Source organism: Pseudescherichia vulneris NBRC 102420, assembly GCF_000759795.1.
GTDB classification, from domain to species: domain Bacteria; phylum Pseudomonadota; class Gammaproteobacteria; order Enterobacterales; family Enterobacteriaceae; genus Pseudescherichia; species Pseudescherichia vulneris.
Map to the genome: position 1 here is coordinate 67,545 of NZ_BBMZ01000003.1, position 14,962 is coordinate 82,506.

14 protein-coding genes and 1 pseudogene are annotated in these 14,962 nt (G+C 56.8%); 7 read left to right on the forward strand and 8 right to left on the reverse strand.

All coding sequences use genetic code 11. From position 1 onward, the window contains the following. Positions 1-54 precede the first annotated feature (54 nt). The 3 genes from EV102420_RS03165 to EV102420_RS03175 all read left to right on the forward strand — a co-directional run bounded on the left by EV102420_RS03165 (position 55) and on the right by EV102420_RS03175 (position 3,411). A complete protein-coding gene (locus EV102420_RS03165; protein WP_042388797.1) occupies positions 55-369 on the forward strand; it encodes a DUF485 domain-containing protein in 315 nt (104 codons plus the stop codon). Further along, positions 366-2,015, forward strand: coding sequence for a cation/acetate symporter ActP (actP, locus tag EV102420_RS03170; RefSeq protein ID WP_042388799.1), 1,650 nt, complete (start codon positions 366-368; stop codon positions 2,013-2,015). Before EV102420_RS03165 ends, actP begins: the two co-directional genes overlap by 4 nt. A gap of 106 nt (positions 2,016-2,121) precedes the next feature. Further along, the gene (locus EV102420_RS03175) at positions 2,122-3,411 is read left to right on the forward strand and encodes a Gfo/Idh/MocA family protein (RefSeq protein ID WP_042388802.1); all 1,290 of its coding nucleotides are present in this window, start codon (positions 2,122-2,124) and stop codon (positions 3,409-3,411) included. Positions 3,412-3,426: 15 nt separating this feature from the next. On the opposite strand, the gene EV102420_RS03180 is transcribed toward EV102420_RS03175, so the two are convergent. Together EV102420_RS03180 and EV102420_RS03185 are read right to left on the reverse strand one after the other, a co-directional pair. Beyond that, entirely contained in the window at positions 3,427-4,116 is a 690-nt protein-coding gene (locus EV102420_RS03180) for an LrgB family protein (protein WP_042388804.1), read from the reverse strand. Then, positions 4,113-4,520, reverse strand: a complete 408-nt coding sequence (locus EV102420_RS03185) for a CidA/LrgA family protein (protein WP_042388807.1) — start codon at positions 4,518-4,520, stop codon at positions 4,113-4,115. Before EV102420_RS03185 ends, EV102420_RS03180 begins: the two co-directional genes overlap by 4 nt. Positions 4,521-4,623: 103 nt before the next feature. Here EV102420_RS03185 and EV102420_RS03190 point away from each other — a divergent pair, with 103 nt between their 5' ends. Beyond that, on the forward strand, positions 4,624-5,538 hold the full coding sequence (locus tag EV102420_RS03190) for a LysR family transcriptional regulator (protein ID WP_042388809.1): 915 nt from the start codon (positions 4,624-4,626) through the stop codon (positions 5,536-5,538). Between the two features lie 65 nt (positions 5,539-5,603). On the opposite strand, the gene EV102420_RS03195 is transcribed toward EV102420_RS03190, so the two are convergent. From EV102420_RS03195 to soxR, 4 genes are all read right to left on the reverse strand, one after another. After that, complete coding sequence (locus EV102420_RS03195) at positions 5,604-7,250, reverse strand: Na+/H+ antiporter (protein ID WP_042388811.1); 1,647 nt, start codon at positions 7,248-7,250, stop codon at positions 5,604-5,606. Between the two features lie 163 nt (positions 7,251-7,413). Beyond that, positions 7,414-8,763 carry an NCS2 family permease gene (locus EV102420_RS03200; RefSeq protein ID WP_042388814.1) on the reverse strand — a complete coding sequence of 450 codons (1,350 nt, stop codon included), beginning with the start codon at positions 8,761-8,763 and terminating at the stop codon, positions 7,414-7,416. A gap of 339 nt (positions 8,764-9,102) precedes the next feature. Continuing rightward, complete coding sequence (locus EV102420_RS03205; RefSeq protein ID WP_042388816.1) at positions 9,103-9,771, reverse strand: glutathione S-transferase family protein; 669 nt, start codon at positions 9,769-9,771, stop codon at positions 9,103-9,105. Positions 9,772-10,061: 290 nt separating this feature from the next. Continuing rightward, the gene (soxR, locus tag EV102420_RS03210) at positions 10,062-10,532 is read right to left on the reverse strand and encodes a redox-sensitive transcriptional activator SoxR (protein WP_042388819.1); all 471 of its coding nucleotides are present in this window, start codon (positions 10,530-10,532) and stop codon (positions 10,062-10,064) included. Between the two features lie 86 nt (positions 10,533-10,618). On the opposite strand from soxR, the gene soxS reads away from it, so the two are divergent. Continuing rightward, positions 10,619-10,942, forward strand: a complete 324-nt coding sequence (soxS, locus tag EV102420_RS03215; RefSeq protein ID WP_042388822.1) for a superoxide response transcriptional regulator SoxS — start codon at positions 10,619-10,621, stop codon at positions 10,940-10,942. A 10-nt stretch (positions 10,943-10,952) separates the two neighbouring features. Here soxS and pdeC read toward each other — a convergent pair whose 3' ends face one another. Further along, entirely contained in the window at positions 10,953-12,518 is a 1,566-nt protein-coding gene (gene pdeC, locus EV102420_RS03220; protein ID WP_042388824.1) for a cyclic di-3',5'-guanosine monophosphate phosphodiesterase PdeC, read from the reverse strand. Between the two features lie 528 nt (positions 12,519-13,046). Between pdeC and EV102420_RS03225 the strand changes: the two genes are divergently transcribed. Continuing rightward, positions 13,047-13,328, forward strand: coding sequence for a YjcB family protein (locus EV102420_RS03225; RefSeq protein WP_042388825.1), 282 nt, complete (start codon positions 13,047-13,049; stop codon positions 13,326-13,328). A 65-nt stretch (positions 13,329-13,393) separates the two neighbouring features. Here EV102420_RS03225 and ssb1 read toward each other — a convergent pair whose 3' ends face one another. Next, positions 13,394-13,939 carry a single-stranded DNA-binding protein SSB1 gene (ssb1, locus tag EV102420_RS03230; protein ID WP_042388828.1) on the reverse strand — a complete coding sequence of 182 codons (546 nt, stop codon included), beginning with the start codon at positions 13,937-13,939 and terminating at the stop codon, positions 13,394-13,396. Positions 13,940-14,200: 261 nt separating this feature from the next. On the opposite strand from ssb1, the pseudogene EV102420_RS03235 reads away from it, so the two are divergent. After that, positions 14,201-14,962, forward strand: a pseudogene (locus EV102420_RS03235) (excinuclease ABC subunit UvrA); the annotation flags it as partial.

Genomic DNA, 14,962 nt, shown 5'->3' on the forward strand with positions numbered 1-14,962 from the left:
GGGAGAGGGAATAATAAAAACCCTCCCCTACAAAATACGTCTGGAGACTCTGTGATGAATAACGATATTTGTCAGCAGATAGAGAATAGTGCGCACTACAGGGAGCTCGTCGAAAAACGGCAACGGTTTGCCTTTATCCTTTCCATCATCATGCTGATTATCTATGTCGGCTTTATTCTACTGATCGCCTTTGCTCCCGGCTGGCTCGGTACCCCGCTCCACGCGGGAACCAGCGTGACGCGCGGCATTCCCATTGGCATTGGTGTCATAATCATTTCGTTCCTGCTGACCGGCGTCTATGTATGGCGCGCTAACGGGGAGTTCGACCGACTCAACAAGGCCGTTCTGCGCGAGGTAAAAGCATCATGAAACGTCTTCTGACGGCGCTTGCCGCCACGCTTCCTTTTGCTGCGAATGCAGCCGATGCTATCTCCGGGGCGGTACAGCGCCAGCCAACCAACTGGCAGGCGATTATCATGTTCCTGATCTTCGTGGTCCTGACGCTCTACATCACCTACTGGGCCTCAAAGCGCGTACGCTCGCGTAATGATTACTACACCGCAGGCGGCAATATTACTGGCTTCCAGAACGGGCTGGCGATCGCGGGTGATTTTATGTCCGCCGCCTCGTTCCTCGGCATCTCGGCGCTGGTCTATACCTCTGGCTACGACGGGCTGATCTACTCGCTTGGCTTCCTCGTCGGCTGGCCGATTATTCTGTTTTTGATCGCCGAACGTCTGCGTAACTTGGGACGCTTTACCTTTGCCGACGTCGCCTCCTACCGCCTGAAGCAGGGGCCGATCCGCATTCTCTCCGCCTGCGGTTCGCTGGTGGTGGTTGCGCTCTACCTCATTGCCCAGATGGTCGGTGCAGGCAAGCTGATCCAGCTGCTGTTCGGCCTGAACTACCACATTGCGGTAGTGCTGGTGGGCGTGCTGATGGTGATGTACGTGCTGTTCGGCGGCATGCTGGCCACCACCTGGGTACAGATCATCAAGGCAGTGCTGCTGCTGTTCGGTGCCAGCTTTATGGCCTTTATGGTGATGAAGCACGTCGGCTTTAGCTTCAATAACCTGTTCAGCGAGGCAATGGCGGTGCACCCGAAAGGGGAAGCCATCATGAGTCCTGGCGGGCTGGTGAAGGATCCGATCTCGGCCCTCTCCCTCGGCTTAGGCTTGATGTTCGGTACTGCCGGGCTGCCGCATATCCTGATGCGCTTCTTTACCGTCAGCGATGCCCGCGAAGCACGGAAGAGCGTCTTCTACGCCACCGGATTTATGGGCTACTTCTACATCCTGACCTTTATTATCGGCTTTGGCGCGATCATGCTGGTTGGAGCTAACCCGGCGTTTAAAGATGCGGCGGGCGCGCTGATCGGCGGCAACAACATGGCGGCGGTGCATCTGGCCAACGCGGTAGGCGGGAACCTCTTCCTGGGCTTCATCTCTGCCGTGGCCTTTGCCACCATTCTGGCCGTGGTAGCCGGGCTGACGCTGGCGGGTGCATCGGCGGTATCGCACGATCTCTATGCTAACGTCTTCCGCAAAGGTGCCTCCGAGCGCGACGAACTGAGAGTATCGAAAATCACCGTGCTGGTGCTGGGCGTCGTCGCCATCCTGCTCGGCATTCTGTTTGAGAACCAGAACATCGCCTTTATGGTGGGACTGGCCTTCTCGATTGCCGCCAGCTGTAACTTCCCTATCATCCTGCTCTCTATGTACTGGTCGAAGCTCACCACCCGTGGCGCGATGATCGGCGGCTGGCTGGGGCTGTTGACGGCGATAGTGCTGATGGTGCTTGGCCCGACTATCTGGGTACAGATCCTGGGCCATGAGAAGGCGATCTTCCCCTACGAGTACCCGGCGCTCTTCTCTATCGCCGTGGCGTTTATCGGCATCTGGGTCTTCTCCGCCACCGATAACTCACCGGAGGGTAATCTGGAGCGTGAGAAATTCCGTGCTCAGTTTATCCGCTCGCAAACCGGGCTGGGTATCGATCAGGGCCGCGCACATTAATCCTCCCCTCCCCGGCCATTCTGGCCGGGGATCACAGTTCTCTTCTTACCGTCGCGATACAGTACCCCAACCTATTTGAAACGCTGTTTTAATAAGAGAGGATACGATGAAGCGATATGCCCTTGTCGGAACCGGTGGTCGGGCCGGACTGTACATCTCTGCGATTGGCGGTCAATGGCGCGAAACGGCGCAGCTGGTAGCCTTCTGCGATACCAACCAGACGCGGATGGACTATGCCAATCAGCTGTTACAGAGCAGTGATAGCGAGCCGGTCTCCACCTGGAAAGCAGCGCAGTTTGCAGAGATGATCCGCGAAACACGGCCGGATACGATTATTGTCACCACCATGGATCGCACCCACGATGACTATATTGTGCGGGCGCTGCGGGCCGGGTGCGACGTCATCACCGAAAAGCCAATGACCATTGATGAGCAGCGCGCCCTGCGTATCCTCGATGCTATCGAAGAGACGGGCCGCAGCGTACGCGTGGCTTTTAACTACCGTTACGCTCCACACCACAGCAAGGTACGCGAGCTGCTGATGAACGGTACGATTGGCGAGGTCTACTCCGTCCATTTTGAGTGGCTGCTCAACACCGAACACGGCGCGGACTACTTCCGCCGCTGGCACCGGGAGAAGCGCAACAGCGGCGGTCTGCTGGTGCATAAATCGACTCACCATTTTGACCTAATGAACTTCTGGCTGGGAAGCTATCCCGAGCGCGTCTATGCCGAGGGCGGGCTACGCTTCTACGGGAAAGAGAATGCCGAGCGACGCGGCGTCACGCAGTTCTATCCCCGCGCTCACGGCTATGAGCAGGCGAAAGCGGATCCCTTTGCATTACAGATGGCCGACAACGCCCAGCTAAAAGCACTCTACCTCGATGCCGAACATGAAGATAACTACTTCCGCGACCAGAGCGTGTTTAGCGACGGGATTACGATTGAAGACACTATGTCGGTGCTGGTGAAGTACCAAAACCAGGTGCAGCTCACCTACTCTCTGAATGCCTATCTGCCCTGGGAGGGGCTGAACGTGGTGTTTAACGGCAGCGCGGGACGGCTGGAGATGAAGCTGGTAGAGAAGTCCTACGTTAACGCTGGCGGCGCACGTGAGAACGAGGGTAGCCTGGAAGGGTGCGACATCACGGTCTTCCCGATGTTTGCCGCGCCGTGGAAGGCGGAGTTCACCGTTGGCGAAGGCGGCCACGGCGGCGGAGATAACGCCATGCTGGCGGATCTATTCGGCGAGCCGGGGGACGATCCACTCAAGCGCGCCGCCGATCATCGGGCGGGCGCGATGTCGATCCTCACCGGTATTGCCGGGAATATCTCCATGCAGCAGCAGCGCCCGGTTAACTTCCGCGAATTTGAGCTGGTCGCCCGATTGAAGTAAAGCCTACGCCGCTGGTCAGAACATGATCCGTGCGACCAGCGGCGCAATCAGCACCATCACCACGCCGGAGAGCATCATTACCAGGCTGGCAACAACGCCCTCCTGCTGACCCAGCTCGTAGGATCGCGCCGTCCCCGCCCCGTGCGAGGCTGCGCCAAAGCCAGCCCCTTTCGCCATACCTTCCCGAATGGCGAGGCGCAGAAACAGCATATCCCCCACCGCCATCCCGAAGACGCCCGTGACTACCACAAACAGCGCCACCAGATCCGGCTGGCCTCCCAGCGGTCCGGCGGCGGCCAGCGCAAAGGGCGTAGTAACCGAACGCACCGCCAGGCTGCGCTGGATCTCATCCGGCAGGGTAAACAGACGCGCCAGCCATACCGAGCTGGTCACCGCCACCACCGTCGCGGTGACCGTCCCGGCGGTGAGCGACATCCAGTGACGCTTGATCATAGGCAGGTTGTCATAGACCGGCACGGCAAAGGCGATGGTTGCCGGACCGAGCAGCCACAGCAGCCAGTGCGCCTCACCCATGTAGTTCTGATAGGAGATATGACCGAACACCAGCATCAGCACCAGTACAATCGGCGTGCAGACCAGCGGCATCAGCGGCAACGTGCGAAAGCGGCGATAGAGCCTTTTATTGGCAAAGTAGATGAGCAGCGTGACGGCCAGGCAGAGCAGTCCCATTTGAAAGTCAGTCATGGCCGCTGCCTGCGCAGTTCGTAGCGGTAGACCTTATCCACCACCCAGGCCGTTGCCCCGAGAACCATCAGCGTGCTGAGGGCGATGACGGCGAAAATACGCCAGCCGTCGATCAGCAGCAGCTGGGCGTAGTTCACCACCGCCACCACCGCAGGCACAAAAAAGAGCAGCATCTCTGCCAGCAGCCAGCTTGCTCCGGCCCGCACCCATTTCAGGGGAACAATGCGGCACGTCACCAGCGCGAGCAGAATAATCATGCCCACCAGGTTAGCGGGCAGCGGCAGGCTGAGCCATTGCACAAGGTGCTGGGCCATGACAAAGAGTCCGGCATAGAGCAGCACCTGCAGCGGGATTTGCAGTCGGCGCAGGAGAGCAGGCGTAACACGGCTTAACGCCACGTCCATTAGGGTATGTCCATGAAATGTGATCGGAGACACAGTATAGAGAGCCACTACAGCGGGTTGAAATGAATTAAAATCATCGCAAACATAGTTGAAAGGAATAGTCATGGACATCAGAACGCTGCGCTATTTTGTGGAGGTCGTGCGCCAGCAGAGTTTCACCCGCGCAGCGGAGCGGCTGTTCGTCACCCAGCCCACGATCAGCAAGATGCTAAAAAACCTGGAGGATGAGCTGAACACCACCCTGCTGATCCGCGACGGACGCAGGCTGCTGCTCACCGATACCGGTCGGGTGGTCTTTGAACGTGGCCAGGCCATCCTTGCCGAGTTCCGTCAGCTGGAGGCCGAGCTGGACGATATTCAGCATCTCAACAAAGGGGTGCTGCGACTGGGCATACCGCCGATGGTGGGGATGCTGATGGCCGGACCGATCGGCCTGTTTCGCCAGCGCCATCCCGGCGTGGAGCTGAAAATCGCCGAATTTGGCGGCTTAACGGTCCAGCAGGCAGTAATGAACGGCGAGCTGGATCTGGCGATGACGGCGCTGCCGGTAGAGGAGGAGAGCGCCCTCACCACCCTCCCCCTATTTAGCCATCCGCTGTGCGTGCTGGTGCCCCGCTCCGGCGACTGGCTGAAATGCGAGGCGGTCTCTCCCGAGATGCTGGCCGACCATCCGCTGCTGATCTACAACGAGGATTTTGCCCTCAGCCAGCAGCTGATGCAGCTCTTCAACCGGCATGATGTGAAGCCGCGCATCGCCGTGCGCAGCGGCCAGTGGGATTTTCTGGCGGCGATGGTGCAGGCGGGGGTGGGGATTGCGATTTTGCCGGAGCCTATCTGTCAGCGGCTGGACAAGCAGACGCTGCGTTGGATCCCTTTGCAGAGCGATTTGCAGTGGCAGCTGGGAATGATCTGGCGGGAAGGAGTCTATCTGTCGCACAGTGCCCAGGCATGGTTGGCGTGCTGCGAAGGGTTCTGGCTACCGCCGAACCTGGCAACGCCGGGTGGCGGCTTCGCCTGACCCGGCCTACAGACGACATCATGCCCCCGTAGGCCCGGTAAGCGTAGCGCCACCGGGCAAGACAGCTACTTATTCTCTATCAGCAACGCTTCCAGCAGGTCGAGATCGTGCAGCAGCTTCTGCATCGTCTCGTTGCTGATCTGCCGCGTTGCCCGCAGGTGATACAGCTCGGCGCGCTCGGAGCGCAGCGCGGCCAGACGGAAACGACGCTCAAGGTTCTCCTCCTGCAACGATCCCTCAGCGTTGTTACGCCCGTCGGCTCGGCGACGCAGGTTACCGATCACCCGCGAGCTCACCTCGGTCAACAGCTGGTCATCGATATTCTCTTCGCTGCTGGCCGCCAGACGCTCCTGCATCTTCTGGATCGCCACAATCGCGACATCGGCAGTGACCGAACGCGCCAAACGTTCTTCTTTTGCCTGCTGGGCATGATCGCCCACTTCCATATGCTGGAGCAGCATCGGCAGCATCACCACGCCGATAAACAGCGAGAAGAGGATCACACCGGCAGCGAGGAACACCAGCTCGTAGCGGGCCGGGAAGACGTTACCGTCCGGCAGCAGCAGCGGAATAGAGAGCACGCCCGCGAGGGTAATGGCCCCGCGCACACCGGCGAAAGAGGCGATCAGCAGCTCGCGGGTGGTCCACGAGCCGAACTCCATCGGCTTCTTGGTTAAGAAGCGCTGACTGAATTTTTTCATCGTCCACAGCCAGCCGAAACGCACCAGCATCAGCGCGGCATAGATCAGCACGATGTCGGTAAACAGCATCCAGGTTTCGACGTTGGGATCGGCCTCGGCGGCCACCAGCGAGGACTCGAGGATCCCCGGCAGTTGCAGGCCCAGCAGCAGGAACACCATGCCGTTAAACACAAACTCCAGCATCGCCCAGGTGCTGTTGGCGCGCAGGCGCATCGCCAGCGGCGCGCGGCGCATCACCCCGGAGCGGGTGATGGTCATCCCTGCTGCCACGGCGGCCAGAATGCCCGAGAAGCCAATGTGTTCTGCAATCAGGTAGGAGGCAAACGGCAGCAGGAATAGCAGCACGATCTGCGTCGCTGGCTCATCGCCGCCCCAGCGGCTAAGGAAGCGCAGCGAGCGACCGTACAGCCAGCTCACGATGAAGCCTGCCAGGATACCGCCTACCGCCACCTTAAGGAACTCGACCGAGGCCCCGCCGACGGTAAACACCATCGTGCCCATCGCCACCGCGACGGCAAACTTCAGCGAAACCAGGCCCGAGGCGTCATTCATTAACGCTTCGCCCTGCAGAATACCCATGATTTTTTTCGGGATGCGTCCTTCTCCAACGATGCCGGAGAGCGCCACGGCGTCAGTTGGGGAAAGTACGGCCGCCAGCGCTAAGGCCGGCACCAGCGGAATACCCGGTACGATCCAGTAGATAAGGAAGCCGATGCCCACGACGGTGACCAGCACCAGCGCCAACGCCAGACCGAGGATCTCCCGCCCGTGTTCAAGGAATTCCCGCGTCGGCGTTTTCCAGCCGTCGGCGAACAGCAGCGGTGGAATGAACAGCACCAGAAACAGCTCGGGATCGAACTCAACGTGCAGGCCAAACGTCGGCAGCGCCAGCATTGCGCCGATGGCAATCTGCATCAGCGGCAGCGGGATCTGGAACGGTAATACGCGCGTGATGACGCCGGAGAGAGAGACCACAAGGGTCATGATGAGAATGGTAAAGAAGATTTCCATGCGTTCCCTGTTTGCGATGTTTTTTATATCGAGAGGTGACGAACGATGACGAGGCATCATGCCTCTCATAATAGAACATGCAGGCTAACGCAAAGGAAACAAGATGTGCCTTAAAAAATAAAAATGGGCAGCCTAAGCCACCCATTTTAAAGCGCAGAGAGGCTTAAATTGCCCAGCCACCCGCGTAGAAGGCTACCAGCGCAATGGCGATCACCACCGTGCCGATATTCAGACGACGCCATTCGCCAGAGACGATGCGGCCAATCACCAGCGAGGCGAAGCCGATCATGATGCCGGTAACGATGTTACAGGTCAGCACAATAAAGACGGCGGTGATCAGACCGGCCATCGCATCAACAAAATCGGCAAAGTCGATTTTAGCTACGTTGCTGAGCATCAGCAGGCCCACGTACATCAGCGCCGGGGCCGTGGCGTAGGCCGGAACCAGGTAGGAGAGCGGAGAAAGGAACAGGATCAGCAGGAACAGCACGCCGACGATAATCGCCGTCAGGCCAGTTTTACCGCCCGCCGCCGTACCGGCCGCCGATTCGATATAAACCGCTGCCGGGGCTGCACCCACCAGACCGGAGAAGACGCTGCTCAGGGAGTCGGTGGTCAGCGCTTTGCCGCCGTCGATAATCTGGCCGTCTTTATCCAGCAGGTTTGCCTGGCCGGCTACCGCGCGGATAGTTCCGGTGGCATCAAACACCGCCGTCATCACCAGCGCCAGCACGCTTGGCAGCACCAGCGGATTCAGCGCACCAACGATGTCCAGGCTACCGATCAGCGAGTTGCCTTGATCATCGCTCAGCGACGGCATGGCGAAAATACCGGAGAAGTGTACGGTCGGATCGAAAATCAGGCCCACAATCGACACGCCAATGATGGTCAGCAGAATGCCGCCCGGCACCTTCAGCTTCTCCAGGCCAATAATCACTGCCAGGCCAATCAGAGACATGATCACCGGGAAGCTGTCGAAGTTGCCCAGCGCCACCGGCAGCCCTTCAATTGGGTTTTTCACCACCAGGCCAACGCCGTTGGCGGCGATCAGCAGCAGGAACAGGCCGATACCGATCCCGGTACCGTGCGCCACGCCCTGCGGCAGGTTGCGCAGGATCCAGCTACGAATGCCGGTGGCAGAGATCACGGTAAACAGGACGCCCATCAGGAACACTGCGCCAAGGGCGACCGGAACGCTGATCTGCTGGCCCAGCACCAGGCTGAAGGCGGTAAAGGCGGTCAGTGAAATAGCACAGCCAATCGCCAGCGGCAGGTTTGCCCACAGTCCCATGACGATAGAGCCCACACCGGCCACCAGACAGGTAGCAACGAACACCGCGGCGGGTGGGAAACCCGCTTTTCCTAACATGCCAGGAACGACGATCACGGAGTAGACCATTGCGAGGAAGGTGGTTAACCCGGCGACCACTTCCTGACGAACGGTGCTGCCACGAGCAGAAATTTTAAACCAGGCGTCAAGCGAACCGCCGGTACGCGCTGAAGGCGTAGACATAGAAAACATCCCCTGAAGAGTTTTATTTTTCGTTGTTAGCGTGGTGGACAATCCACTGCCCGTTAAACGTCATCGTTCCGAAACAGGTTGTGGCTAAGCAGAGCCACAAAAAGCAAACGTTTAACTCCGCGCAAACAAAACGGCTGTAAAAAAAGGCAAACGATTATCTAGCCTTCATAGGGGGTATTTCAACTTAACTTTGCCGGTTTTTATTAAATTTCCCCTATGATGGTGAAAAAGCAGGCAGTGGATGCGCAAACGTTATCGTCTATGCGCAACCCTACAACGATTTAACCAGGCACGTGCCCGCGTCTCGTCATCCATCATCCTTTCGCATGATTACGCGCCGGGAAGCGCGAAGGGGCCACCCTGGGCGATAGCGCGCTGCCAGGCCGGACGATTTTCAACCCGCGTTTTCCACGCCTGAAGGTTAGGCAGATGATCGACGCCGCCGCGCGCCAGCAGGGCAAATACTGGGAAGCTCATCTGAATATCCGCCATGCTGGGCTGCTCGCCGGTAAACCATGGCTGGCTGCCGAGCTGCGACTCAATGTAGCGCGCATGGGTTTCAAGCTGCTTATTGAGCCAGGCTTTCTGCACCCCTTCACCTAATGCCTTGCCCAGGGTACGCAGACCAAAGGGCACCGGCGGTTTGCCGAGACTGCCAAACACCAGCTTCATGAGCAGAAGCGGCATCAACGATCCTTCAGCATAGTGCAGCCAGAAACGGTACTGGAGCTTTTGATGCGTATCCGTTGGCTTGAGCTGACCACGGGTGTCATAGGTTTCCTGCAGATGCTCAAGGATCGCGCCGGATTCAGCAATGATTGTGCCGTTATCATCCAGTACCGGTGATTTCCCCAGCGGATGTACTTTCTTTAGCGCCTCGGGTGCCATCATGGTTTTTTCGCGCTGGTAGCGCACAATTTGGTAGGGCAGACCCAGCTCTTCCAGAGCCCAAAGAACGCGCTGGGAACGCGACTGATTAAGATGATGTACAGTGATCACGGTTGTCTCCTGCTATCGATATGAGATAAGGCCTTGTCAGGCTTGCCCTCGCCTCCCCTAACTATAGAAAATTGCACATGATCCGCGAAAAATTTCGGCAAAACAGACGGGTTTATCTCTGGCAATCCCGGTCTGGTGGCATAGACTAAAAGTGTCAGCACAAACCGGAACCTCAACAACGCGTTCGAGCGAGGGGTGTTGATGTCGGGGGAAACCCTCCTGTAAAAGAGCGGGATAGAGCGAAAGACAAAGACCGGAAATAACTAAAGCGCCCTTGTGGCGCTTTAGTTTTATCTGTCGTTTGCCTCATCCTCTAACAGCCGGGCCCCCGTTCCCTGCTCTCCCAGCCGATCGCCTGGGTTACGCAGCGGACAGTCGCTGCGCGAGAGACAGCCGCAGCCGATACAGCCATTAAGATCGTCCCGTAGCGCCTCAAGCGTATGGATACGTCTATCCAGCTCCTCCCGCCACTGGGAAGAGAGCTGCTCCCACGTTTTGGCATTCAGCGTATGGCCTGCGGGCAATACGCTTAGCGCTTCGCCGATGGTCGCCAGAGGAATGCCGATGCGCTGGGCAATCTTGATGATAGCCACGTAACGCAGCACGTCACGGGTATAACGCCGCTGGTTACCCTCGTTACGGACGCTCTTAATCAAGCCTTTACTCTCATAAAAGTGCAGAGCCGAGACGGCGACCCCGCTACGTCTCGCCACCTCGCCTGGGGTCAACATCGCTTTAATACGTGGTAATTTCTTTTCCATAAAGCTCTTTACCTCAAGTTAACTTGAGGAATTATACTCCGCTTCAGACCAAACGACGACTTCAGCACTGAAAAAGAGGCAGCAGTATGTCCCATCAGCAAATTATTCAAACGCTTATTGAATGGATTGATGAACATATCGACCAACCCCTGAACATTGATGTAGTGGCGCAGAAATCCGGATACTCGAAGTGGTATTTACAGCGGATGTTTCGTGCGGTGACTCACCAGACGCTGGGGGATTATATCCGCCAGCGGCGGCTGGTGATGGCAGCAGAGGCGCTACGGACGACGCAGCGGCCAATCTTTGATATTGCGATGGAGCTGGGGTACGTCTCGCAGCAGACCTTTTCCCGCGTGTTCCGTCGGGAGTTCGATCGCACGCCGAGCGATTACCGGCATCAGATGTAGCGCGGGCGGATCAGCGCAGCGGCTGCCGGGTCCACGCCATAAAGTCCTGGGGCGACAGCGCCTTTGCGAAGTACCAGCCCTGGCAATACTGCACGCCGCGCTTTAATAGCCAGGTCACCTGCTCTGAGGTTTCCACACCTTCGGCAATGATCTTAAGGCGTAAGCTTTGCGCCATCTCGATGATGTGTTCCGCAATCAGGTGGCTGGTACTGTTGGTAGTCAGCGTATCGATAAAAGATTTATCGATTTTCAGAATATCGACGTTCAGCGAATATAAATTGTGCAGGTTGGAATAACCGGTGCCAAAATCATCAATCGCCACCTCATATCCGGCCTGACGAAACGCCTGGATAACCGGCGTTGTTTTCGGCACATCAATAAACCCACGCTCGGTCACTTCAATTTTAATTTGCTGGGCCTTGACGGCATGCTGTTGGGCTTTATCAGAAATTAACGCAATCAGGCGAGAGGAGTGGAAGTCCGAGGCGGATAGGTTAATTGAGATATAGAGCTGCGGGTTTTCTGATAAGAAACGACCTAAATCAGCGAAGACTTCCTCAACGGCATAATCGGTTACCCGTTCAATGAGCCCCTCTTTTTCCGCCAGCGGTATGAATTCCGCCGGGCTCATCACCTGCCCTTCAAATCCTGGCCAGCGTAACAGCGCCTCGGCCCCCACGCACTGGCCGGTTTTAATATCAATAATTGGTTGATAATTGAGCCGCAACTGCCGTTTTAGCAATGCGCGATGCAATAGCCGGCGCGGTGAATTAATTTCCTGGTGGGTTCGGGACCACATTAGCAAAATAATAATGCTGCAAATCATCCCCAGCGGCAGCGTGAGCGTCGCCTGATGATAGAGAAACTGGAAATAGCGATCGCTGGAGGTGGAGACAATAATCGCTATAGGACGCTTTTCCGAGTGGGCAATGGTATAGAAGCGGCCATCCTGCTGAAAGGTAAAGTCGTTGTTCTGCACCAGACCAGCCAGCACCCGGACATCCGCCGTTGGGCTCACCGAGAAGAACGCCTTTGTTACCGTGTCGTATACGCCGTAGGCCAGCGAGTGGTCATCCGACATCACCTCGCTGTAGGCCAGCGGATTGACCACTAGCGCATAGTGGCCGCGCTGCATATAGACCATCTTATAGCCAGCATAAAACGGGGTATCGCGGTAATAATAGATAGAGACGTCCGGAGAGCGGGTATATTCCGCAGCGGAAATAATATAGGGCTCAACGGGTGCCATTGAGGTAGAGCATAAAAACCGATCGCCATTAGCGTATATTATATCGGCAACGTAAAGCTGCCCGCGGATAATATTGAGCATATTATCGCGATGCGCTGGCGAGCAGATCCTGCCGTTAAATTTCTCTGCTTTGCTGCGAGCGATATCGACCTGCTGGATAACCAGCTCGGTTTTATCCAGCGCAAGTTGCGCAAATGAACGCAGCTGTATGCCAGTCTCTTTAACGGCGCGGATGTGAGCAAACCATAGCGCCAGCATCACAGGCAGCAAAACTACCATGATGATCCCGACAATCCTTAGCGCCTTGCGGCGTGCGCTATGATTCATTTCCGCCCTATATCCCTGCTTTATGTGTGCCTGCATGGTCGGCAGGAAGCTTTGATAAACAGGTGATTACGTTGCATGAATCATCAGACATTAGCAACCGACTTTTATCATTAATAACCTAATATTTAGTTATGACGATAATATTTGTCCGTAAGCCAAACTAAAAGTGTTCGCCCTGTTTATATTAAGGAAAATAATTATCCAGCTATCGATAAGGTTTTTCGTTAACGCCACAGGGGATCGCTGATTAAGCCAAACTGCCAGTGCGATAAAAAAGGATGAGCCCTGCGTTTATTTTTTCGTCTATGGAAATCCGCATTGAGCGAATAATGCTCGCCCCTATTTCCACACACTTTTAATGGTTAAATCACGCTCAAAAAGCCTACACCACGACTGGCTAATAAAAGAACAAATGTGATATAGTTCACATATCTTATGAAACCGAAAAAAGTGTTTCATTCTATCCCGTCAGTCCCTGCGAGCCTCACCCCAACGAAAGCGGCCCGCAGACGTGTGAGGTTACAAACTATGGCCACCATTACGACTAGCCTTGTTCTGCTGCGCTGGCAGCTTATGAGCGCGATCCTGATGTTTCTAGCCAGCTCGCTGAACATCAAGTTCCGTAAGTCCGACTATATTGGGCTGGCGATCGTCACCAGCGGTCTTGGCGTGGTAGCGGCCTGCTGGTTCGCCACCGGGCTGCTCGGCATTACCCTGGTCGACGTGGCCACTATCTGGCACAACATCGAAAGCATAATGATTGACGTCGCCAGCCATGCGCCGCCAGAGTGGCCAGTGGTCATCACCTGAGTTAAAAAACAAAAAACCCCGACGCGTCGGGGTTTTTTTATGGTTTACGCTAGCTCAGCGCGCACTCAGAACGGAATGTCGTCATCGAAGTCCATCGGCGGCTCGTTGTTAGACGGTGCCGGAGCGGACTGCTGCGGACGCTGCTGTGCGCCGCCGCTGAACTGGTTCTGATTGCCGCCCTGCGGCTGCTGAGGCTGACCCCAACCGCCCTGCTGGCCCTGGCCACCGCCCTGCTGACCGCCTGCCGGTGCCCCGCCGCCCTGACGGCCGCCGAGCATCTGCATGGTGCCGCCCACGTTCACCACCACTTCAGTGGTGTACTTTTCCACGCCGGACTGATCGGTCCATTTGCGGGTGCGCAGGGCACCTTCGATGTAAACCTGAGAACCTTTACGCAGATACTCACCGGCCACCTCGGCCAGTTTGCCAAACAGCACAACCCGGTGCCATTCGGTCTGCTCTTTCATCTCACCGGTCGCTTTATCACGCCAGGATTCGGAAGTAGCCAGCGTAATGTTGGCTACTGCGCCCCCATTCGGCATGTAGCGTACTTCCGGGTCCTGGCCCAGATTACCGACGAGAATCACCTTGTTTACGCCTCTGCTGGCCATGGTTGTGTCTCCTGAATACGTTTCTTAATCTCAATAGTGTAAGCGCGCGATTGTAACTTACCAAGCGACGCTTTGATACCTTGCGAGGAGGATTCCAGTAATCCGCCCGGCGTGCGCTATTTTCGCACAAATGCGCCGGGGATGCATTCTTATACTGTATATCCATTCAGGTTTTTTTGTGTCATAATTAACCGTTTCAGTTCAGTTCGCCGGATGTCCTTCAAACATACCGAGCGCCGAGTCTCTTACCGGGAAAGGTGAATGGATAAGATAGAAGTACGGGGCGCGCGCACCCACAATCTCAAGAATATCAACCTCGTTATCCCACGCGACAAGCTGATTGTCGTCACCGGGCTTTCAGGTTCAGGTAAATCATCCCTGGCTTTCGACACCCTCTATGCCGAAGGCCAGCGTCGCTACGTTGAATCGCTCTCCGCCTATGCGCGCCAGTTCCTGTCGTTGATGGAAAAGCCGGATGTCGATCATATCGAGGGTCTGTCGCCCGCGATCTCCATTGAGCAGAAGTCGACCTCGCACAACCCACGCTCTACCGTCGGGACCATTACCGAGATCCACGACTACCTGCGTCTGCTGTTTGCCCGCGTAGGCGAACCGCGCTGCCCGGATCACAACGTGCCGCTGGATGCGCAGACCGTCAGCCAGATGGTGGATAACGTGCTGTCGCAGCCGGAAGGCAAGCGCCTGATGCTGCTGGCACCGATCATCAAAGAGCGTAAGGGTGAGCACACCAAGACGCTGGAGAACCTGGCAAGCCAGGGCTATATCCGGGCGCGTATCGATGGTGAAGTGTGCGACCTCTCGGATCCGCCGAGCCTTGAACTGCATAAAAAACACACTATTGAAGTGGTCATCGACCGCTTTAAGGTGCGGGACGATCTGACCCAGCGCCTGGCCGAGTCGTTTGAAACCGCGCTGGATCTCTCCGGCGGGACGGCGATTGTCGCCGATATGGACGATGCGAAGGTTGAAGAGCTGCTCTTCTCCGCTAACTTTGCCTGCCCG